We start from the raw sequence: 20,124 nt of genomic DNA on the forward strand, positions 1-20,124 counted from the left end.
GATTCCTCTACAAGAGATCATAGTCGCGGCGGGGCGGCACGGTCATGGGATGACCAACACCCGGAACGCCCCTTGCGCGGACCGGCCGATGTGTATTAGCCGCTTGGATAGGAGACTATTGAAGCGTGAGTGAAACGCAAGACAAAGCAATTGCCGCCGCCCCCTCCGGCAACGGAGGCACCGGCGCAGCCGGCACCGACGACGCCGGTCAGCCTGCCGTCAAGCCCGTTATCGCGGCGAAAGCAGCCAAAAGGGCCAACGCATCGGTCATTGGCATGCTCATCGCGTTGCTCCTCTGCGTGTTGGCGTTCCTGCCGATCGTGCTCATGAATCCGGCGCCGAAGAGCAACGGTTACAAGCCCAACGTCGATGTGGCCGCAACCGCAGCCAACGCGAAAGATGTGGCGGGTTTCACACCTGTGGCGCCGGATACCGGCGACACATTTAGTCCCAACTACGCTCGCTGGGTATCCGGGACCGGCGATGGCGTACCCACATGGGAAGTCGGATACGTCACCCCCAAGCAGGCGTTCATCGGAATTGTCCAGACCCGCAAGGCCAATCCAACCTGGATTTTCCAGCAGGCCGGCAGCGCTCCGGTGACAGGCACACGCAGCGCCGGCGGCCACGACTGGGAACTCCATGACACGGCCAAGGGCAACCGCAGCATGGTCCTGAACTACCGCGGCACCACGATCATCCTGAGCGGCAGCGCAGGACTGGACGAATTCTCCACATTGGCCGCAGCCGTGGTGAAAGCAGCAGACGCAGCTCCTGTCGCTTCAGCGGACGCGAGCACGAAGCCGGGCGACACAGTTTCGCAGCCTGCCACCGCAAAGCCGTAAAGTAGCGCCGTGGCTACCTATCTGACTCCTGCCCTTGCCTGGCGCCGTCTGCGCGAAGGAAACGAACGCTTTGTCGCCGGGGAATCGTTGCACCCCAACCAGGACGCTTCCCGCAGGCATTCCTTGGTCGAGGACCAGCATCCATTCGCAGTGATCTTCGGTTGCTCGGATTCCCGCCTGGCTGCTGAGATCATCTTCGACCTCGGCCTGGGCGATGCCTTCGTGGTCCGCACGGCCGGACAAGTGATCGACGACGCCGTCCTTGGTTCGCTGGAATACAGCATCTCCCAGCTGCATGTTCCGCTCATCGTGATCCTTGGCCACGACAGCTGCGGCGCTGTGACCGCGACCAAGAGTGCCGTCGAGACCGGTGACATGCCCGCAGGTTTCATCCGTTCCCTCGTGGAGCGCATCACGCCTTCCGTCCTCACCGCACTGCGCAATGAGCAGACGGACGTCAACGAGATGGTGGTGGAGCACGTCAAGCAGACAGCCCGCCGCCTGGCCGACAGTTCCCGTGTGATTTCCGACGCGATCGACGACGGCCGGGCCGCCGTCGTCGGGCTTTCCTACAAACTGGACGAAGGCCGCGCGGCGCTGGTTTCCGGGATCGGCAAGCTCTAAGCGGGATGCCGGGCCGCCCCCGAAGGGGCGGCAAGCAACGGCCGTAGCTTTGGCCCGCCAGTTTTCGGTCAAGCGGCTGCTCGCCATAAGCTAGCCCCATGACTTCCACTCAAGAATCCAACACGGCCGAGTTCCGTATTGAACATGACACGATGGGCGAAGTTCGCGTTCCTGTGAACGCCCTATACCGCGCCCAGACGCAGCGCGCCGTCGAGAACTTCCCGATCTCCGGCAAGACGCTTGAGCGCGCACACATCGAGGCCCTGGCCCGCGTCAAGAAGGCCGCGGCCCTGGCGAACGCTGAACTGGGAGTGCTCGACGGCGAGCTCGCCGAGGCGATTTCCAACGCTGCCGATGAGGTTGCCGCCGGAAAGTACGACGGCGATTTCCCCATCGACGTCTTCCAGACCGGTTCGGGTACCTCGTCCAACATGAACACCAACGAGGTCATCGCTGAGCTGGCGACGCGTGCCCTCGCGGCCTCCGGGAGCGACAAAGTTGTCCACCCGAACGACCACGTCAACGCTTCGCAGTCCTCCAACGATGTCTTCCCGACGTCGGTCCACGTCGCCGCGACGTCGGCGCTGATCAACGACCTGATCCCGGCGCTCGAGTACCTGGCTGCTTCCTTGGACCGCAAGGCCGTGGAGTTCAAGGACGTCGTCAAGTCCGGCCGAACCCACCTCATGGACGCCACTCCGGTGACCTTGGGCCAGGAGTTCGGCGGCTACGCCGCCCAGGTCCGTTACGGCGTCGAGCGCATCAACGCAGCCCTCCCCCGCGTCGCCGAGGTCCCCCTGGGCGGAACCGCGGTCGGCACCGGCATCAACACCCCGGAAGGCTTCCCGGAGCGCGTCATCGAGCTCCTCGCGGCCGACACCGGCCTGCCGCTGACCGAGGCACGCGACCACTTCGAGGCGCAGGCCAACCGCGACGGCCTCATCGAGGGCTCCAGCCAGCTGCGCAACATCGCCATCTCCTTCATGAAGATCAACAACGATCTCCGCTGGATGGGCTCCGGCCCCAACACGGGACTCGGCGAAATCTCCATCCCGGACCTCCAGCCGGGCTCGTCGATCATGCCGGGCAAGGTCAACCCGGTCATCTGCGAAGCATCGATCATGGTCTGCGCCCAGGTCATCGGCAACGACACCGCCATCGCCTGGTCCGGTACCAACGGCGCCTTCGAGCTCAATGTCGGCATCCCCGTCATGGCTGCCAACCTGCTCGAATCCATCCGGCTCCTGGCCAACACCAGCCGCGTCATGGCCGACAAGATGATCGACGGCATCACGGCCAACGTGGAGCGCGCACGCTTCCTGGCCGAGGCTTCCCCGTCCATCGTGACCCCGCTGAACAAGTTCATCGGTTACGAAGCAGCGGCAAAGATCGCCAAGAAGGCCGTTGCCGAGGGTTTGACCATCCGCGAAGCCGTGATCTCCCTTGGTTACCTCGAGCGCGGCGAACTGAGCGAAGAGCAGCTCGACAAGGCTCTCGACGTCACCACCATGACCCGCCCGGCCCACAAGGCCTAGCTTCCCGCCAGCCCGACTGGCCAGCCCGACGGCGGCCGGCACCTTCCCCGCGGAAGGTGCCGGCCGCCGTCGTCGTTTCCGCTCGAAGGAGTTTCTTGCACTTTCGATAGAAAAGTGCAAAACTTTACTTTGTGGAAAATAGTGCAATTAACGACGGCGGGCTCCGGGAGCGCAAGCGCGCCCAGACCCGCGCGGCGATCTCCGCCGTCGCACGGTCCCTGACCGCTCAACACGGACTCAACGGTTTCACCGTCGAAGAAGCCTGCGAACAGGCCGGGATATCGCGGCGGACGTTTTTCAATTACTTCCACACCAAGGAAGACGCGGTGATCGGATCGTTCTCCGACGAGCTTCCTGAAGAGGCGCTGGAGACCTTCAACCGCAACCCCGCCCGTGCCATCGGCACGATCTCCGATTCGCTGTTGTCCGCCCTGCGCCACTTCACCCTGGCCGTCCTCGAGCGGTCGACCGTCAGCCCTTCGGAGATCCGCCAGCTCATCGCGGCCGTCACGGCCGAGCCCCAGCTCCTGGGCCGGTTGACCCGCGAAGGCGAAGTCCGCGAGCGCCAGTTCGCCGAACTCATCGCCGCCCGGGAAGGCCTCCCGGCAGACCACATCGAGGTCATCATGGCCGCCGCGGTCTTCGGCGCAGTCACCAAGAAGACGAGCAAACAGTTTTTTTCCGAAGAGAACACCGAGCCCTACCGCAAACTGCTGGATCAGAACCTCGACGCAGCCCGCGCACTCTTCGCCCAACCGCTGGACACCAACCCCGTCGAACCCCTGAAGGACCAACCGTGAGTACCACTCTCAAGACCAAAGCGGCCGCACCGCTGCTCTTGACCCAGAAAAGGATCTGGATCATTTTCTCGGCGCTCATCGCCGGAATGCTGCTCTCCAGCCTGGACCAGACCATCGTGTCCACGGCCATGCCCACTATCGTCGGCAAGCTCGGCGGCGTGGAGAACCAGGCCTGGATCACCACGGCCTACTTGCTCGCCACCACCATCGTCATGCCGATCTACGGCAAGTTCGGTGACATCCTGGGCCGGCGAAACCTGTTCCTGATTGCCATCGGTTTGTTCACGGCAGCTTCCATCGGTTGTGCCTTCGCCACCGACTTCTGGGGTTTCGTGATCTTCCGCGCCATCCAGGGCCTGGGCGGCGGCGGACTGATGATCCTGTCGCAGGCCATCATCGCGGACATCGTGCCTGCCAAGGAACGCGGCAAGTACATGGGCCCCCTCGGTGCCATCTTCGGCCTCTCCGCCGTGGCCGGTCCGCTCCTGGGCGGCTTCTTCGTCGATCACCTGACGTGGGAATGGGCCTTCTACATCAACATCCCCGTCGGCATTGCGGCGTTCACGATCGCCTGGTTCACGCTCACCCTGCCGAACAAGAAGGCCGAAAAGCGCATCGACATCCTTGGAGTCCTGCTGCTGTCCGCGGCCACGGCCTGCCTGATCTTCTTCACCGACTTCGGCGGCAAGAAGGACCAAGGCTGGGACTCCCCGCTCACCTGGGCCTTCGGCGCCGGCATGGTGCTTGCTGCCTTCCTCTTCGTCCTCGTGGAGCGCAAGGCCGAAGACCCCATCATTCCGCTAAGCCTGTTCAAGAACCGGATCTTCATCAACGCAACGGCCATCGGCTTCACGCTGGGCTTGGGCATGTTCGCCGCCATCGCCTTCGTGCCGACGTTCCTGCAGATGTCCTCCGGCACTTCAGCCGCCGTCTCCGGCCTGCTCATGCTGCCGATGATGGTTGGACTCATGGGTACGTCCATCTACTCCGGTATCCGCATCTCAAAGACCGGCAAGTACAAGATGTTCCCGATCCTCGGAGCGAGCCTCACGATCGTTGCGATGTTGTGGCTCACGACGCTCACGGCAGCAACTCCGATCTGGGTCATCTGCATCCAGCTGTTCATCTTCGGCGCAGGCCTGGGCCTGATCATGCAGGTCATCGTCCTGGTGGTCCAGAACGCGGTTCCGGCTGAGCAGATCGGCACGGCAACGAGCACCAACAACTACTTCCGCGAGGTCGGGGCTTCGTTGGGCGTTGCCGTCTTCGGCTCGATCTTCACCACGCGGCTGGCCGAGTCCCTCACCAAGGCATTCACGGGCGCCGGGGCTTCCGCTGCACAGGCTGCACAGTCCACCAGCAAGCTTGATCCGCAGACCTTGGCCCAACTGCCGGTCCAGGTCAAGGATGCCATCGTCAACGCCTATGCCGATTCATTGGCACCGGTGTTCTGGTACCTGATCCCGTTCATCGCGGCCGCCCTCCTGCTCGCCATCACCCTCAAGCAGATCCCGCTCTCCGACACCGCCGGAATGGTGGCCCGGGGCGAGGCTGTCGGGGGTGTGGAGGCGGAACGCCTTGAAGCCGAACGCCTCGGAGGATCCCCCGAGGCGTCCGTCGAGGGGGCCGTCGAGGAGTCCGCCGACGGGTCCGCTGACGCGGACGCCGAGCCGGAGTCCGGCCCGGTGGGCGACAACGACGGGGAGCTCGCCCGGCGCTGAAGCCAGGACATGCCCGGCCTTGGCTCGGACCAGTGGACATATGCGGAATATGCCCACCGCCCGGATGCAAGGGCGGGCATGTCCGCTGGGCCGAACGTCGGGCTTAGGGGCGTCTGGCTTAGGCTTGAACCCATGAGTTCAGAGCCCGAAGAATCCGCGAACATCAGCCCGGCCGTTCGATGGGGATTAGGGGCAGTCCTTTTCGGCCTTCTGGCCGTTTCCATAGCGTCCGCCAAGGGCGAATGGTGGACCATCGTGGGTGCTATCGCCTGCGGTGCCGCCGCGTGCCTCTTCGCTGCCCGCGCGATCCTCGCGGCCCGTCAATCGCGCTGATACGCGACGGCGGAGCCTGGCTCCAGGGCAAGCCGGATGGTTTCACGGTGGCCCGCACTGATCTCAGGCAACTCGTCGAGGGCAAACCAACCGACGGCGATTGACTCGTCGTCGTTGACGCGGGCCTCCCCCGAGACATAGCGGCATTTGAAGGCAATATCCAGGAAGTCGCAGACGTCTCCGTTGGGATAGGTGACCGGGCCGATCACGCCCACTGCCAGGATGCGCTCGGTTTCGGCCACTACGGCAGTCTCCTCGAAGATCTCGCGGAGCAAACCGGGGGCCGGGTGCTCCCCCGGTTCAAGCATTCCGGTGATCAGGGTCCACCGGCCACTGTCAGCCCGTTGGCACAGCAGGACCCGGTTCTCGTCGTCCAAGACCACGCCCCGAACGCCGGGTAGCCACAGCGGGTCGTTGCCGATCTTTACGCGGATTTCCCGGATGAATTCCGGGATCGCCACGGCCTAGCCCGCTTCCGTTGAAACAGTCATCACCAACAAGAGCACTGCCTCCGCTTCCGGCTCGGATCCGCTAGTAGGGCGAGTATCCCACCGGCGATGCCCGAATGACAGCGTGCAGGCAACGGTCCTCCCTTGCGGCGCTTTGGTCACGACTCTCCTCACGCGGGCAGGGCAAACATCGCCGCAGCGGCACCGGCCAGCATGAACGGCCCGAAGGGTATCGATGATTTCAAGGTTCCCCGCCGGGTCGCCAGGACTCCCAGGCTCCACAGGCCGCCGAAGAGGAACGCCGCAAACGTTCCGACGAAAACATGCGCCCAGCCCAGATAGCCAAGGTAAAGCCCGAGGACGCCGGCCAATTTGACGTCGCCGAAGCCCATCCCGGGCGGGTACACCAATCGCAGGATGAAATAGAACACCCACAGCACGGCTCCCCCGGCCACGATTCCCAAGGCGGGCACCCCGAGGAAGGAGGCACCGCCGTCGGGCGCGGACCCCGCCGCTCCGTTGCTGAGGTTCCCTGCCGCTCCGCCGCCCAGGGTGACAGCTACGGCCGCGCCGAGCAGCAACACACCGGCGATGGCATAGGACGGGAACACGATCCGGTTGGGCAACAAGTGGTGACCGACGTCGATGACCGTGAGGCGCGCAGCCATAATCGCAAAGTACACACAAGCTGCGAGCAGCAGCCAGAAGGCCGGGACACTGGTCCCCCACAATTCGCCGAGTCGTCGGATCACCCTCGGATGCTATCGGTTTTCTCCAGGCTGCGCCGGTCACGCACCCTTAGACTGTGGATATGGGGCGCTACAGTGCAGAAATCCAAGGCAATTCCGACGCCGACATGTCCTCCACCTTCCGAAACCTCTGCCGTTCCTCCCCATGGAAATGGACCAGCCTTAGGTTCGAATACCTGGACCGGCCTGGCGACACCGGAGCCACAGTGCGCGCCTGGCTGCGCCGGCCGGGGGCGCTTCGGCTCGAAACCATCGACGGCGCGTTACTGCATAGCACTACGGGCATCAACGATTCCCGCGACGGGCTTTACCTTGGCTCCAAGCGCAAGTCCTGGCTGTTGCCGGCACACTTGGTGACCCCCGTTTACGACTCCGCTGGCTTGGTTCGCCGGCGTCCCGAGGCGGCCTACGGTGAACCGTCCTTCGGGAACGGTCGGCTCGCGGCAGCCCTCGATCCTGTCGAACTCGCCGGGAACGCGCCGGTGCCGATGGAGTTTCCCGAGTCCAACCGGGTGTCGTTCGGCTCTATTCGGGAAGTGGATCACGAGGGGCGTCCGGCCCTCGAAACCATCGCGACCCCGGGATCCAGCTACGTGGCTTCTAATGCGGCAACGCCGCTCTGTTTCCACGGACGCACGCTTTTGCGCGTGGACTCGGGAACGGGCGTGTGCGTGTCCAGCCAATCGCTCGACGGCGATACCACCGGTCAGGGGCATTGGATGCGGATCCTGGGGGTGGACGAATACATGCTGGACGATCTGTTCCTCGCCGAATCGATGAACCTCACCGACGTCCGGAAGCACATCAGCTGGGACATCGGCCCCCGTTCGTAAGGATCGTCCCCCGTTCGCCCAACGCCCGCTCACCAATACGCCCTTCCCGCCCAACGCCCGCTCACCAATACGCCCTTCCCGCCCAACGCCCGCTCACCAATATTCCCCTCCCGGGGAACGCCCGCTCACTTATACGTCCCTCCCACCAAACGCCCGCTCACTAATACGCCCCTCCCGCCCAACGCCCGAGAATTGTCAAGCTGTGTGGAGTCACTGGGCTATTTTGTGGGGTGTTTGGTCTGGGGGAGGTTGATCCCGACGTATGTGGCGGGGGCCGGTGTGGTGGGTCGTTGGCGGAACCTTCCTGGGTGTCGTTCGTAGTAGTCCTGGTGGACTTTGTCGCGTTTGTCCCAGAGCTCTGTCCACGAGCCGTCGTGGACTTGTGATGGTGAGAACAGTGCGATACCGGAGTGTTTGTGATCGGTGCTGTACCAGTGCACATAGCCGGTGAGGTATTCCCTGGCGGTATCGAGATCGTCAAAGATCCGGGGGTAGCGGGGCCGGTATTTCATCGTGCGAAAGCCTGACTCCGAGAAGGGATTGTCGTTGGATTATCCGGCTAATAGCCCTGTATGCCGGGGATTGGCCGGTTAAGGATTCAGCTTTTTCGGGCGGTCAGTTTCCGGAGTTGTTCTTCGTGGCGCCTCACGCTGGCAGCGAGGGTGTCGAGTGCGGCGCGGAGGGTGGCGATCTCGTCGGTGAGGCCGGTGAGGGTGCCGCTGGCGGCGGCGCGGTGACGGTTTTCCTCGATGACGGCCCGGATCATTGGGTCCCGATAGAGGGTGGTCCGGCCCAGGCCGGTGTGGGCGGCAACGGCGGTGAAGGTGACTGCCTGTCCGTTCCGGAGGAGATCGGCGCAGGCGCGCTCGACGCGGTTGAGAGTGCTCGTGTTGGTCATCCCGTGGTGGCCTCGTTGATCAGTTTGTCGAGTCGCGTGATGAGCTGTTTGTGACGGTCGGCTTCGGCGATCCAGCCTCGTTGTTCGGCGTCGCGGGCGAGTGCGTCCGCGTCAACGCGCTGCGCGGCGAGGATCGGCAGTGAGCTGGGCTCGGCGTGGAAGCTGGGGCAGTGCTCACAAATATTTGCGTAAGCGCAAGCCCCCTGGGCGGGTGCCCGCAGGCAGAACCCTCCGGCCATGCGGGACTTCAGCAAAGGGGTGTCCTTCCAGTCTTTTCCGCCGGTGATGTCTCTGAGCGGCAGGCTGGTCCTGCCGCTGTGAGGTGTGAGTGCCTGTTGTTTGGCCAGATCAAGGGCCCGTTCGTACTCGGTGCGCACGGTGGCGTCGAACAGCCGTCCGTAGCGCAGGCTCATCTCTGCGGACATGTGGCCCAGCAGCGCCATCAGGGCCTGCAGCGAGACACCGGCGTTGACCAGGGCGGTGGCGTAGGTATGCCGTAGCTGGTGCGGGGTGATGTGTTCGAGCCCGGCGAGACCGGCGGCGCGGTCGAGTTCGGCGCGGACCGCTTGTTGCCCGAGCCGGCGTCCGTGGTGGGTGAACAGGAACTGGGCCGGGCGTCGGTAACGAGGGTGTGGCAGCGGCCGGCCGTGCGATCTGGTGCGGGTTATGTGGTCGATCAGCTCCATGATCTCTCCATCGAGAGGGATCATCCGCTCGGTGTCCAGCTTGCCGAGGGGGACCTTCAGCCAGCTGCCGTGGCCGGGGACTTCGTGGACGCAGTCCAGTTCAAGATCGAGCAGTTCCCCGATCCGCAACCCGCAGGCGCGTTGGAGCCGCAGGGCGGCAGCGGCCAGCTCATTTCCCGGGGACTCGGTCAGGACCTGGGTGAGGCGCCGGTCGATATCGACGGGCAAATAACGCGGCAGTGTTTGCGGGAGCTTGGGAATGTCGTCACGGAACAACAGCCTGCGCGGCGGCGCTTCGGGCCAGTCCCACTCGGTGATGTCGGTCAGGAACCCCATCAGCGCGAGCACCCGCCGGGACCGGTCAGCGACGGTGATCACCTCACCGTTCTTGGTGTTGACGGCATCGACCATGCTGCTCAGGTAAGGCTCGATGTGCTTGCCTCGGTCGAGGGCAGCGACGGAGTCCAGATCCGGGTCGATGCCGGCCAGGAACTCACCGAAGTGCTTGAGCCGGGTCGCGATCGTTGACACGGTCTTCGGCCGGCAGGTCGCGCGCTTGCGGTCCAGATAGGCGATCATCGCTGCCCGGATCGGCGGACGCACCTGGGCCAGCCGGACGGCGAACGGGACCGGGCCGCCGGCGCGGGGAAGTTCATCAAGGACTCCGAGGTGGAACAGCACCCGTTGGGCGTTGCTTGCCGCCGCCAGATAGTGGCCGTGTCCCTTGCCGGTCCGCCCCTGCCTGTCCCGGCAGGCCGCGGTGAACTCGGCCAGATCGGCCAGGGTGAGCCGTTCCAGGCGCCGGCCGGTTTGAATAAGGAGCCTAACCGGCACCTGGGAGCCGGTGGCGAACCGGACCCGTTCGGTGAATCCCAGGTCGGCGGCCGCGGTCATGAACCGGTCCAGGTCGGTTGCCAGCGGGCAGTCTTGGATCTCGCGCCAGATGCTGGAGAGCTTGCGTTCCAGCAGGTAGTCATAGCCTGGCCGCAGGCCTTGGTGCAGCATCAGGAACGTGATGATCGGCCGGGTAGCTGACCCGGCGGACAAGCGCACCTGCAGCGGCTCGGCCGCCCATTGCCGGGGGTCCGGCCACCGCTGGAAGAACGTCCTGGCCGCTGATGAGTACGCGGTGTTTCCCCGGCCGGTCCGCCTCAGGTAGTCCAGATACGCGGTGTGCGGGTCACTGCTGGGAACGGATGCGATCGCGAGCGGCATCGAACTCTGCTTTCACGTGGGCTGGAGCCAGATGGATGTAGCGGGCAGTGGTATCGACGTGCGCGTGGCCGAGCAAAGCCTGCATCACCGCCAGATCGACGCCCGCCTCGGCCAGCGCGGTCCCGAACGTGTGCCGCAAGGCGTGCGGGTGACCGCCAACGATTCCGGTCACGCCGCGGTGATAACGGAACACCGTGCGCAGCCCGGCCGCGGTCAACGGCTGGCCCCGGTTCGGCCCCTTGGCCACGAGAAACAGGCCTGTGCTGCCGGATTCGGGCCGCTCGGCCAGCAGATACACCTGGATGACGGAAGCCACGTCCGCGTCAAGGGGCACCCGTCGCTCCCGCCGTCCCTTGCCGAGCACCTGCAGCCACCGGCCGCCGATATCGACGTCCGCGACGTCCAGGGCCAGCACCTCGGCCGAACGCAACCCGCAATAAAGCATCAAACCCGCGATCGCCCGGTCCCGCCAGGTGTGAAAACTGGCCAGCAGCTCGGCCGCATCAGGCTGAGACAACGCCTTGGGCAACCGACGTGGTTCGCGCAGCCGAAGCGAGGAACGGTTCTTTGGCCGCCGGACCGTATGCGCCAGCATCCCGCTCCGCTCACCGGATGCGACCCAACGCGCCTCCCGGCCCTTGGGGACCGGGTTCTTCATCTCCGGGTCCCGCATCGCGGCGAAGGCGAACAAACCTGAGATCGCGGCCAGCCGACGGTTGATCGTCGTCGCGGCGTACTGATCCAACCGGCGCCCCGACAGCCTGATCACGTTCGGTCCCGCCCTGCCCGGAACCCGGGCATCGCGGCAGGCACGCAGGAACCGAAGCAGCACCTCCGTGCTCACCTCCGCCAGCGGATGCCCGGCGATCAGAAGCCACCGGCAAAACGCCAGCAGGTCATACCCGTAGGAACGCACCGTCTTCGGCGAGTAGTTCCTGTCCGTCAGATACCCAAGGTACTCATCCACGAGCTTGAACTGGGGCGCGTCCTGACCGGCCAACGCCCAGCCGCCGTCACGCTCCTCAAGCGAAAGACCGCAATCACTGCTCATGAAGAACAGGTGTACCAGCAGTGATCCGGATCACAAGGCAGGTCCCGTGGCATGGCGTGTCGCTGGCCTGCAGAGACAACCGCATTAGCCGGTTAAGAGGGAGACGTAGGGGCGGTTATGGCTGAGTTCCACGCCGTGGACGGTGAGGGTGTCACGGAGCAGGTTTGATCTCATGGCCGGGCCTGAATCGGCATGCACGATGAGCGGGGCGCCGTGCCGGGCGATGGCTGTCTCGAACATCTCCGCGGCGAGGTGGTCGGACTCGCGTTCCTCCGCCCGCCAGCCGACGATCTCCCGGGAGAAGATGTCCATGATGGAGTACACCTTGAAAACCTTCCCCTGCCACTTTGAATAGATGTCCGTGATGTCCCAGGACCAGACCTGGCAGGGTCCGGTGGCCTTGACCACCGGCATCTCAGAGGAGCCGCGCTTGACCCCACGCTTGCGCGGGATGATGGGGCGGGCCTGCTGATCCTCGTGCCCTGCCGCGATCCGCCACCACGTGCGGTTGGAGGCGAGCAGCACGCCGTTGTCCCAGGCGGTGGCGAAGGCATGGTCGACGGAGTTGCCCTTCTCCCAACCGGCCAGGATGAGCCCCAGGATCCGGTCGTGATGCGCGGTGCTGATCCGGCATTCGTAGGCCCGGTCGGCCTGGTGGATCGGGTCCTGCACCGCCGGACGGGGATTGGACCGGTAATGCCAGGTCCCGCGCGACACGCCCGCCAGCTCGAGCGCTGTCCGCTGGGAGCCGATGATCACACGCAACTCCAGGACCAGGCTGTTCTCGGCCGCTACGAACCGTTCTGAGCGCTCGTCGGGGTTGTATCGGGCTCTGGCACGCTCAAGTCGTGCAAGAGCCCGATAGCTTTTCCCAGCGCGGAATTCGTATCCTCCAGCTCCCGCACCCGCTTCTGGAGTCTTTCGACTTCGGCACGGTGGGCAGCCATTTCCTTCGCGCGTGCTTTTTCAAACGCGGAGAGCTCACGATTTGTAGGGACCATGCCTCCATGCTCCCGCGGAATCAGGCCACGGTCGATATCGCCCTGGACCATCATCTTGCGCCACCGGCGGAACGTCCACTCGGAAACAGACGTCGAGGCAAGCCACACCTTCCTCGACCCGTGCGGCTGCAAATAGTACTCATGCATGAACTCACGGATCTCTTCACGCGTGAAACCCTTGTTATCAACGGCCATCGCCGGCTCCTTCAATCAACAGGTCATGAATGACTCACAACCAGCTTGACGATGAGGGGCCCGCTCACTTGTCCGGTGGACCTGTGCGGCAGATGACAAGCTTTCCCGGCCTGTCCGCTAGGCTTCCCCGATGAACGAGCTAAGCGCCATCTGGCCAACCTTCGGTCTTACGCTGACCACGCCCCGTTTGGTCTTGCGCCCCATCCAGGACGCTGACATCCCTGCAGCGGTCGGGGCAGCCCTCAGCGGCATTCACGCCCCTGGGAAGTCGCCCTTCAGCAACCCCTGGACGGAACTCCCCGAAGATGAGTTGGGTGCCAACATGGCCCGATGGTACTGGCGCTGCCGGGCAGGAATGACTCCGGAATCATGGACGCTCCTCCTCGGCATCTGGCACAACGACGATTTCATTGGCTGCCAGGATGTGGAGGCGAAGAACTTCGCATCGTTGAAGACTGTCTCCACCGGCTCCTGGCTCAAGAAAGGCGCCCAAGGCCAAGGCCTCGGCAAGGAGATGCGCGCTGCCGCCCTCAGTTACGCCTTCGACTATCTGAACGCACAAGTAGCGACCTCCGAAGCCGCCATTTGGAACAAGCAATCCCTGGGCGTTTCCGCCAGCCTCGGCTATGAACCCAACGGCAGTTACCGCGACCAATGGGGCACCGACGTCGTCGAAGTCCAACGCGTTCGCCTCACCTCGAACTCCTTCAGCCGACCCGGTTGGAAGCTAAAGGTAGAAGGCCATGAAGCCGCAGCAAGGTTCCTGGGTTTGTGAGCGAGCGTCGGTGAAAAACACGCCATGAGTGAGCGAGTGTCGGTGAAAAACACGACATTTGTGAGCGAGCGTCGGTGAAAAACACGACATAAGTGAGCGAGCGTCGTCCGTCCAGCCAGGAACTAGCGAAGCCGCATGCCTGCCCAAAAAGCGAGCCGCTCGCAGCGGAGAGAGCCGGTTATCCGGCAGCGTGCGTCAAAAGCGAGGTACGAGCTAGCACGCCGAGGATAACCGGCTCTCTCCGGACAACGGATGCCGAGCCTTAGATTTCCGCCCCTTCGAGCAGTTCCGTCACGAGAGCCGCGATCGGCGAGCGTTCGGAGCGCGTCAGGGTGATGTGACCGAACAGCGGGTGCCCCTTGAGGGTCTCGACGACGGCGGCAACGCCGTCGTGCCGGCCGACGCGGAGGTTGTCGCGCTGGGCGACGTCGTGGGTCAGGACGATCTTGGAGTTCTGGCCGATACGGCTCATGACCGTGAGGAGCACGTTCTTTTCGAGCGACTGCGCCTCGTCCACGATCACGAAGGCGTCATGGAGCGAACGTCCGCGGATGTGGGTCAGCGGCATGACTTCGAGCATGCCCCGGTCCATGACTTCTTCGACGACTTCCTGGCTGACGAGTGCACCGAGGGTGTCGAAGACCGCCTGCGCCCAGGGGTTCATCTTCTCTGCCTCGGAACCGGGCAGGTACCCGAGTTCCTGTCCACCCACCGCGTACAGGGGGCGGAAGACAATCACCTTGCGGTGCTCCCGGCGTTCCAGGACTGCCTCGAGTCCCGCACACAAGGCCAGGGCCGACTTTCCAGTGCCCGCCCGGCCGCCGATAGAGACGATTCCGACGCTGGGATCCATGAGCAGGTCGATCGCAAGCCGTTGCTCCGCTGAGCGGCCGTGCAGTCCGAAGACATCACGGTCGCCCTTGACCAGCCGCACTTGCTTGTCCGCGCCCACGCGGCCCAGGGCGGAGCCCCGGTTGGAGAGCAGCACCAGGCCCGTGTTGACGGGCAGCTCGGCCGCCGCGGGGATGAACACCGGTTCGTGCCCGTACAGGGTGGTGATCTCGTCCTCGCTGGCTTCGATCTCTGCCATGCCGGTCCAGCCGGAGTCCTTGACGAGTTCATTGCGGTATTCGTCCGCGAACAGCCCCATCGCGGAGGCCTTGACGCGCATGGGGAGGTCTTTGGAGACGACCGTGACGTTGTGGCCTTCGTTGGCGAGGTTCTTTGCGACTGCCAGGATGCGGCTGTCGTTGTCCGCGCCGCGGAATCCTGCCGGCAGCACTTCGGTGGACACATGGTTCATCTCGACACGCAGCGTGCCGCCGTCGGATCCGATCGGAATGGGTTGATTCAACCCGCCATGCTCGATACGCAAGTCATCCAAGAGCCTCAGGGCCTTGCGGGCGAAGTAGCCCAACTCGGGATCGTGGCGTTTGCCTTCCAATTCGGTAATGACCACGATCGGGACAATGACTTCGTGCTCCGCGAAGCGCAACAGGGCGTGCGGATCGGAAAGCAATACGGAAGTGTCAATCACATAGCTTCTGCCAGTCGGGGTCCCGGACTTTGCAGTCCGCCCACCGTTGGCCCGCTTGGTGCGAGAGGTAGCTGAACTTTCCCCGTCGGAAACGACTACGGGCAGTTGCTCAGAAATAGCCACATCGACTCCAGCCCCGGGCGAACCCGGCTTATTCGTGAGGCGGCTCGGCCGGAAGGCCGGGCGCGGCCCCCCACGTAACTGGTGCGATGATTCGCTCCATCTACTGGCCTCCCCGATCAGCAGGCGGTTTACCTACTGATGGGATTAACGTATTCCCGTGCGATTACATTTCCGGTTAGCCCAAACGGCGATTCGTGTAGACAAAATGTGAACTTCACGTAAACGGGAGCGCACTGGGATGGCGCGTGTCAGGAACCGAAGCGGCGCTGGCGGCCGGCATAGTCCCGCAGGGCCCGCAGGAAATCGACCTTGCGGAACGCGGGCCAGAGTGCCTCGCAAAAGTAAAACTCGCTGTAAGCGCTTTGCCACATGAGGAAACCGGACAAGCGCTGTTCACCTGATGTGCGGATCACCAGATCGGGGTCCGGCTGGCCTCGCGTGTAGAGGAAACGCGAGATGTCGTCCACTGAAAGCTCATCGGCCAGCTCGGTGATGTTGCGGCCGTGCGCGACGGCGTCGTGCAGCAGTTCCCGCACGGCGTCGACGATCTCGCGCCGTCCGCCGTAGCCGACGGCCACGTTCACATGAAGCCGCTCGCGGATCGGAGTTCGAGCCGTGAGCTTGTTGAGCCGCTCGGCGAGATAGTCCGGAAGGAGCTCGGGCGCACCCATGGCGTGGACCGAGATATCGGCGTCGTCATCCAAGCGATCGAGGGTGTTGGCGATGATTCCCATGAGCAGTTCGAGCTCTTCACCGGACCGGTTCATGTTGTCCGTCGAGAGCATGTACAGCGTGACGACTTTGACTCCAAGTTCCTGGCACCAGCCGAGGAATTCGTGGATCTTGTCCGCGCCTGCCTGATGCCCTTCGCTGGTGGGAGCGTTGAATTGCCGCGCCCAGCGGCGATTGCCATCAACCATGACGCCGATGTGCCGGGGAATCTTCTCCTGCTCGAGCGAACGGAGCAGTTTGCGCTCGTAGAAGCCATAGAGGAAGCCGGGCCACTCCATCCGGACACTCACCTGACTTCCTTTGAACAGCACGTGAAAAGCGAAACAAACGACGACGGCGGCTGGCCTGGTTGGCAGCCGGACCTTCAGCCAAACAACGATCGGCACCTCCGGACTGCAGCCGTAGGCGCACCACCAAGGCTACCTTCCCAAGCTAGGCAGTCGGCACACCTCAGCGGGCGAAAACTAGTCGAAAACGCGTTACTCGGCAGTAACTTATCGGGGCGCGGGTTACGCTTTAACGATGTCGGAGCTGCTCACAACCAAACCAAGGTGGCGCGGCTGGATACATGCTGTGGCCACGCCTTTCGCCGTCGCGGCAGGGATCGTCCTCGTGACGATGGCGCCTACAACGGATCGCAAAATCGCCTCCGCCATCTACGCTTTCACGGGTGTGCTGCTCTTCGGCGTGTCCGCGGTCTACCACCGCGGCAATTGGGAGCCGAAGACCAGGATGGTCCTCAAGCGCCTGGACCACACCAACATCATGCTGGTGATCGCGGGCAGCTACACACCCCTCGCGTGGTCGCTGCTGGAGCGCCCGAAGGCCGTGCTCCTGCTGTGGGTGATCTGGTCCGGAGCACTGCTGGGAGTGCTGTTCCGGATTCTCTGGACCGGCGCTCCACGTTGGCTCTACGTGCCCATCTACGTCGCGCTGGGCTGCGGGGCGCTGTTCTACTTGCCCGAGTTCTTCGCGGCGAACGTTCCGGCCGCGATCCTGATCTGTGCGGGAGGGGCCCTTTACATCGCTGGCGCTGTTTTCTACGGGATCAAGAAGCCCAACTTCAGTCCGTTGAACTTCGGCTTCCATGAACTCTTCCACGCACTCACGGTGCTGGCCTTCGCCGCACATTTCGCCGCAATCATGATCGCCGTGCTGAGCTAGCCGGCGGCCTCCGTCATCGCTTCAAGGCGCTGGACCAGCTCCTCGACAGAGCCAAGCGGCAGGTCACACACCATCCCCCGGCACAAATACACCTGTGGTGAGCCGTCCGCAGCAGCCGTGCGGGCCTCAAGCAGCGGCACCTCCGGTTCCGTGGCGCGGGACCCGGGGAGCGCGCCGTCGTCGGCGGCTTTTTCGCCAGCCAGACCCAGCTGGACCGCCACCACCAGCCCCGGGCTCGGCGAGGCCAACAGAGCGCGATGGAGTTCCCGCTGCTTCCGGCCTGGAGGGCCGGAGACGGCGGCCTCTATGGGGCCGGCCACGGCCGCCTGGCCGGTCGCAAGCAGCCATCCCGCCACCCTAGGCGCCCGCCCGGCTATCGGCGGCAGGAGCGACAGGATGCTGCTTGCCATGGCCCTGTGCTCGTGCGAACCGGAGTACGCCGCGTAGCTCAGCAACACTCCGGCAAAAGCCGCCGCCCCGCTCGGCGCCGCATTGTCGAAGGGGTCCAGGCCCGCGTGCTGGCCCTGCGCGTTGAAAACCTGGGCCGACTCCCCCACGGAGTCCGACAACCTGCCGTCCACCACGAAGCGCGCGCAGGCTCCGCTGATCAGCTCCTCCGCGAACCCGTACCAGCGCCGCTGGCCGGTCACGGCGTAGAGAGCCAGGAAGCCTTCCGCGCAGAACGCGTAGTCTTCCAACAGGCCGCTGATCCCTCTCGCAACGCCGTCGTGCGAGACCCTGATCAGCACCCCCGCGCCGGGTCTTGAGGTGCCGGCGTTTGAGGCACTGGATGTTTCGGGGCCGGACGCCGGACGCCAATGCACGCGCATCAGGTACTCGGCCACGTTTTCCGCGGCAGTCACCAGTTCCGGCCTGTCCAGGACCGCACCGGCTTCGGCAAGCGCCGCGATGGCCAGGCCGTTCCAGCCCGCCACTACTTTGTCGTCGCGCGCCGGCTGGGGCCGGCCCGAGCGTGCGGCGCGCAAGGCGGGCATGACACGGTTCCACAACCGCGATTCCGCACCGGACAGACGGCGACCGGGATGGAGCGGAGATCCAAGCTCCGAGACCGTCCCGGACGGCCCCACGTTCATCAGCCGGGCCACGGCCGCGCCGTCCTCCGGGCCAAGCACGGCCTCGAGGCTCCCAGGAGTCCAGAGATAGGACGCACCTTCGTGATGCACTCCGTCCACCACGGTATCGGCGTCAAGGGAGGAAGCGAGCCCGCCCGGGTTTGCGGGACCGCCCACGCCGAGCGAATCCAGCATCCAGTCCGCCACCCGCGACGCCACGCTCGCGGCCTCGCCGGCCGGCAGGACCCAGTCGCCCTGGAGCCGGACCCAGTGGACGTAGGCGCGGAGGAGCTGGGCATTGTCGTAGAGCATCTTCTCGAAATGCGGAACGGACCAATCCGCGGTCACGGAATACCGGGCGAAGCCGCCGTCGAGCTGGTCACACAGCGCGGAACGGGCCATGGCGGCGAGAGTGCGGCCCGCCATGTCTCGGGCGGCGTCCGAGGTATCCGACGGCACGGCAGCGTGCCGCATCAGGAATTCAAGAACGGCCGACGGCGGGAACTTGGGAGCGGCGCCGAAGCCGCCGCCGTCGGGGTCTTCCGAACGGGCGAGAAGACGCACGGCTTCCGACAGCAGGCTTCTGTCCAGGCTTTCGGATGGTCTGTCGAGGAACACCGTCGAGGCGATCTGGGCATTGGCCATGCCGGCGGCGAGCCCCCGTGCGTTCTGCTCGACGGCGTCCCGGCGTTCCAGCCACGCCTCGCGGACCGCCTCAAGCACCTGGCGGAAGGACGGCCTTCCGGGCTGTGGCGTTGGCGGGAAATAGGTGCCTGCATGGAAGGCCAAGCCATCGGGCGTCAGGAAGACGGACATGGGCCAGCCGCCCTCGCCGCTGATCGCCTGGGTGGCTGCCATGTAGATCGAGTCCACGTCGGGGCGTTCTTCGCGGTCTACCTTGACGGCCACGAAGTGGGCGTTCAGGTAGTCGGCGGTGTCCTGGTCTTCGAAGGACTCGTGGGCCATGACGTGGCACCAATGGCACGCAGCGTAGCCAATGCTCAAGAACACTGGTACGTCACGACGCATTGCTTCAGCAAAAGCCTCATCCCCGAAGGGAAACCAATCCACCGGATTGTCCTTGTGCTGCAGGAGATAGCGGCTGTAGGCGCTGGCAAGTCGGTTCACAATTTCCATCATCGCTCAGACCCGCGGCAGGGGCCCAGTGACCTGGTGATGCAACTCCTGATGCAACAACCACTCCACCACTTTTTACCGGTGGCAATTGCATCATCCACTCCACCGCTTTTTACCGGTGGCAATTGCATCATCCATCACCGTTCGCCAATGACAGTTGCATCAAAGTCAGTGATCGTGCACTACAGATAATCCTGTGATGTTGCGAGCGTTTGGACTCAGATCGCAACCAGGAAGCGCGGGCAACAGACAGGCAAGCGGCAGGCTGCCCAGGAGAACCGTAGGACTCGCATACTCTTCCCTGCTCCCGGGGGTGAGGGAAAGAGCATGTGAAACCCCCGCAGGCTGGCCAGTATGGTGAGCTCTGAGCGCCTCAACAGGTGGGGCTGGCAAGTTCTGGTCAGAAGGTGAGCCAGCGCCGGTGGCCTCGCGACGAGGCCGATCACTCCGCGAACGTTCCAGCATTGACGTGGCAGACGACCCCAATACGCTCGGTCGTCCGCCCTACACGCTACACCGGCAACTACCAATCTGTAGTGCCTGAGGCCTCCTTGCGCGAAGTAGCCCCCGCGCCGTGGAGAGCTTCGCGACAAGACCTCTGCGATGTCTTCCACGGTGGGGAAGCGCCGCTTCACGATTAGGGCTTGA

The 20,124-nt window shown here is 64.3% G+C and carries 19 protein-coding genes and 1 pseudogene; 9 read left to right on the top strand and 11 right to left on the bottom strand.

The window, feature by feature from the left end; translation table 11 throughout:
* The first annotated feature begins 125 nt into the window (after nucleotides 1-125).
* The 6 genes from ABD742_RS16285 to ABD742_RS16310 all read left to right on the top strand — a co-directional run bounded on the left by ABD742_RS16285 (nucleotide 126) and on the right by ABD742_RS16310 (nucleotide 5,858).
* Complete coding sequence (locus ABD742_RS16285) at nucleotides 126-845, top strand: DUF4245 domain-containing protein (RefSeq protein ID WP_234750889.1); 720 nt, start codon at nucleotides 126-128, stop codon at nucleotides 843-845.
* Nucleotides 846-854: 9 nt separating this feature from the next.
* Complete coding sequence (locus ABD742_RS16290) at nucleotides 855-1,469, top strand: carbonic anhydrase (RefSeq protein WP_234750890.1); 615 nt, start codon at nucleotides 855-857, stop codon at nucleotides 1,467-1,469.
* A 98-nt stretch (nucleotides 1,470-1,567) separates the two neighbouring features.
* A complete protein-coding gene (locus ABD742_RS16295; RefSeq protein ID WP_234750891.1) occupies nucleotides 1,568-3,004 on the top strand; it encodes a class II fumarate hydratase in 1,437 nt (478 codons plus the stop codon).
* A gap of 131 nt (nucleotides 3,005-3,135) precedes the next feature.
* Nucleotides 3,136-3,804, top strand: a complete 669-nt coding sequence (locus ABD742_RS16300) for a TetR/AcrR family transcriptional regulator (RefSeq protein WP_234750892.1) — start codon at nucleotides 3,136-3,138, stop codon at nucleotides 3,802-3,804.
* Nucleotides 3,801-5,525 (top strand): MDR family MFS transporter, encoded by a 1,725-nt coding sequence (locus ABD742_RS16305; protein ID WP_234750893.1) that lies wholly within the window; start codon nucleotides 3,801-3,803, stop codon nucleotides 5,523-5,525. Before ABD742_RS16300 ends, ABD742_RS16305 begins: the two co-directional genes overlap by 4 nt.
* A gap of 132 nt (nucleotides 5,526-5,657) precedes the next feature.
* On the top strand, nucleotides 5,658-5,858 hold the full coding sequence (locus ABD742_RS16310) for a hypothetical protein (RefSeq protein ID WP_059387958.1): 201 nt from the start codon (nucleotides 5,658-5,660) through the stop codon (nucleotides 5,856-5,858).
* Here ABD742_RS16310 and ABD742_RS16315 read toward each other — a convergent pair.
* Both ABD742_RS16315 and ABD742_RS16320 read right to left on the bottom strand, forming a co-directional pair.
* A complete protein-coding gene (locus ABD742_RS16315) occupies nucleotides 5,846-6,319 on the bottom strand; it encodes an NUDIX hydrolase (RefSeq protein WP_234750894.1) in 474 nt (157 codons plus the stop codon). The two genes, ABD742_RS16310 and ABD742_RS16315, sit on opposite strands and share 13 nt — an antisense overlap.
* A 158-nt stretch (nucleotides 6,320-6,477) precedes the next feature.
* Nucleotides 6,478-7,059, bottom strand: coding sequence for a prepilin peptidase (locus ABD742_RS16320; RefSeq protein ID WP_234750895.1), 582 nt, complete (start codon nucleotides 7,057-7,059; stop codon nucleotides 6,478-6,480).
* 59 nt (nucleotides 7,060-7,118) lie between these two features.
* Between ABD742_RS16320 and ABD742_RS16325 the strand changes: the two genes are divergently transcribed.
* A complete protein-coding gene (locus ABD742_RS16325; protein ID WP_234750896.1) occupies nucleotides 7,119-7,889 on the top strand; it encodes a hypothetical protein in 771 nt (256 codons plus the stop codon).
* Between the two features lie 218 nt (nucleotides 7,890-8,107).
* Here the strand turns inward: ABD742_RS16325 and ABD742_RS16330 are convergent.
* The 6 genes and pseudogenes from ABD742_RS16330 to ABD742_RS16355 all read right to left on the bottom strand — a co-directional run.
* A pseudogene (locus ABD742_RS16330) lies at nucleotides 8,108-8,425 on the bottom strand (integrase core domain-containing protein); the annotation flags it as partial.
* A gap of 62 nt (nucleotides 8,426-8,487) precedes the next feature.
* The gene (locus ABD742_RS16335) at nucleotides 8,488-8,787 is read right to left on the bottom strand and encodes a DUF6262 family protein (protein ID WP_234750898.1); all 300 of its coding nucleotides are present in this window, start codon (nucleotides 8,785-8,787) and stop codon (nucleotides 8,488-8,490) included.
* Nucleotides 8,784-10,688, bottom strand: a complete 1,905-nt coding sequence (locus ABD742_RS16340; protein WP_234750899.1) for a tyrosine-type recombinase/integrase — start codon at nucleotides 10,686-10,688, stop codon at nucleotides 8,784-8,786. Before ABD742_RS16340 ends, ABD742_RS16335 begins: the two co-directional genes overlap by 4 nt.
* Nucleotides 10,654-11,739 (bottom strand): tyrosine-type recombinase/integrase, encoded by a 1,086-nt coding sequence (locus ABD742_RS16345; RefSeq protein ID WP_234750900.1) that lies wholly within the window; start codon nucleotides 11,737-11,739, stop codon nucleotides 10,654-10,656. The genes ABD742_RS16340 and ABD742_RS16345 overlap by 35 nt, the downstream gene beginning before the upstream one ends.
* Before the next feature lie 84 nt (nucleotides 11,740-11,823).
* Nucleotides 11,824-12,498 carry a DDE-type integrase/transposase/recombinase gene (locus ABD742_RS16350; RefSeq protein WP_344788530.1) on the bottom strand — a complete coding sequence of 225 codons (675 nt, stop codon included), beginning with the start codon at nucleotides 12,496-12,498 and terminating at the stop codon, nucleotides 11,824-11,826.
* Between the two features lie 32 nt (nucleotides 12,499-12,530).
* Nucleotides 12,531-12,935: a coiled-coil domain-containing protein gene (locus ABD742_RS16355; protein ID WP_344788531.1), complete on the bottom strand. Its 405-nt coding sequence runs from the start codon at nucleotides 12,933-12,935 to the stop codon at nucleotides 12,531-12,533.
* Between the two features lie 130 nt (nucleotides 12,936-13,065).
* Between ABD742_RS16355 and ABD742_RS16360 the strand changes: the two genes are divergently transcribed.
* The gene (locus ABD742_RS16360) at nucleotides 13,066-13,710 is read left to right on the top strand and encodes a GNAT family N-acetyltransferase (RefSeq protein WP_234751329.1); all 645 of its coding nucleotides are present in this window, start codon (nucleotides 13,066-13,068) and stop codon (nucleotides 13,708-13,710) included.
* Between the two features lie 262 nt (nucleotides 13,711-13,972).
* On the opposite strand, the gene phoH2 is transcribed toward ABD742_RS16360, so the two are convergent.
* Entirely contained in the window at nucleotides 13,973-15,247 is a 1,275-nt protein-coding gene (gene phoH2 / locus ABD742_RS16365) for an RNA 5'-3' helicase PhoH2 (RefSeq protein ID WP_269993222.1), read from the bottom strand.
* Between the two features lie 371 nt (nucleotides 15,248-15,618).
* Nucleotides 15,619-16,380, bottom strand: a complete 762-nt coding sequence (locus ABD742_RS16370) for an isoprenyl transferase (RefSeq protein WP_234751350.1) — start codon at nucleotides 16,378-16,380, stop codon at nucleotides 15,619-15,621.
* 244 nt (nucleotides 16,381-16,624) lie between these two features.
* On the opposite strand from ABD742_RS16370, the gene trhA reads away from it, so the two are divergent.
* The gene (gene trhA / locus ABD742_RS16375) at nucleotides 16,625-17,266 is read left to right on the top strand and encodes a PAQR family membrane homeostasis protein TrhA (protein ID WP_234751326.1); all 642 of its coding nucleotides are present in this window, start codon (nucleotides 16,625-16,627) and stop codon (nucleotides 17,264-17,266) included.
* On the opposite strand, the gene ABD742_RS16380 is transcribed toward trhA, so the two are convergent.
* Entirely contained in the window at nucleotides 17,263-19,476 is a 2,214-nt protein-coding gene (locus tag ABD742_RS16380) for a thioredoxin domain-containing protein (RefSeq protein WP_234751348.1), read from the bottom strand. The two genes, trhA and ABD742_RS16380, sit on opposite strands and share 4 nt — an antisense overlap.
* Nucleotides 19,477-20,124: the final 648 nt, after the last annotated feature.

The organism is Arthrobacter ramosus, from assembly GCF_039535095.1.
Taxonomy (GTDB): Bacteria; Actinomycetota; Actinomycetes; order Actinomycetales; family Micrococcaceae; genus Arthrobacter; species Arthrobacter ramosus.

What these genes read in the sequence shown, in the direction of transcription:
- ABD742_RS16295 (WP_234750891.1), top strand. Translation starts at nt 1,568, where the DNA reads ATGACTTCCACTCAAGAATCCAACACGGCCGAGTTCCGTATTGAACAT.
- ABD742_RS16310 (WP_059387958.1), top strand. Translation starts at nt 5,658, where the DNA reads ATGAGTTCAGAGCCCGAAGAATCCGCGAACATCAGCCCGGCCGTTCGA.
- ABD742_RS16325 (WP_234750896.1), top strand. Translation starts at nt 7,119, where the DNA reads ATGGGGCGCTACAGTGCAGAAATCCAAGGCAATTCCGACGCCGACATG.
- ABD742_RS16335 (WP_234750898.1), bottom strand. Translation starts at nt 8,787, where the DNA reads ATGACCAACACGAGCACTCTCAACCGCGTCGAGCGCGCCTGCGCCGAT.
- ABD742_RS16340 (WP_234750899.1), bottom strand. Translation starts at nt 10,688, where the DNA reads ATGCCGCTCGCGATCGCATCCGTTCCCAGCAGTGACCCGCACACCGCG.
- ABD742_RS16345 (WP_234750900.1), bottom strand. Translation starts at nt 11,739, where the DNA reads ATGAGCAGTGATTGCGGTCTTTCGCTTGAGGAGCGTGACGGCGGCTGG.
- ABD742_RS16355 (WP_344788531.1), bottom strand. Translation starts at nt 12,935, where the DNA reads ATGGCCGTTGATAACAAGGGTTTCACGCGTGAAGAGATCCGTGAGTTC.
- ABD742_RS16360 (WP_234751329.1), top strand. Translation starts at nt 13,066, where the DNA reads ATGAACGAGCTAAGCGCCATCTGGCCAACCTTCGGTCTTACGCTGACC.
- ABD742_RS16370 (WP_234751350.1), bottom strand. Translation starts at nt 16,380, where the DNA reads ATGGAGTGGCCCGGCTTCCTCTATGGCTTCTACGAGCGCAAACTGCTC.
- trhA (WP_234751326.1), top strand. Translation starts at nt 16,625, where the DNA reads ATGTCGGAGCTGCTCACAACCAAACCAAGGTGGCGCGGCTGGATACAT.
- ABD742_RS16380 (WP_234751348.1), bottom strand. Translation starts at nt 19,476, where the DNA reads ATGGAAATTGTGAACCGACTTGCCAGCGCCTACAGCCGCTATCTCCTG.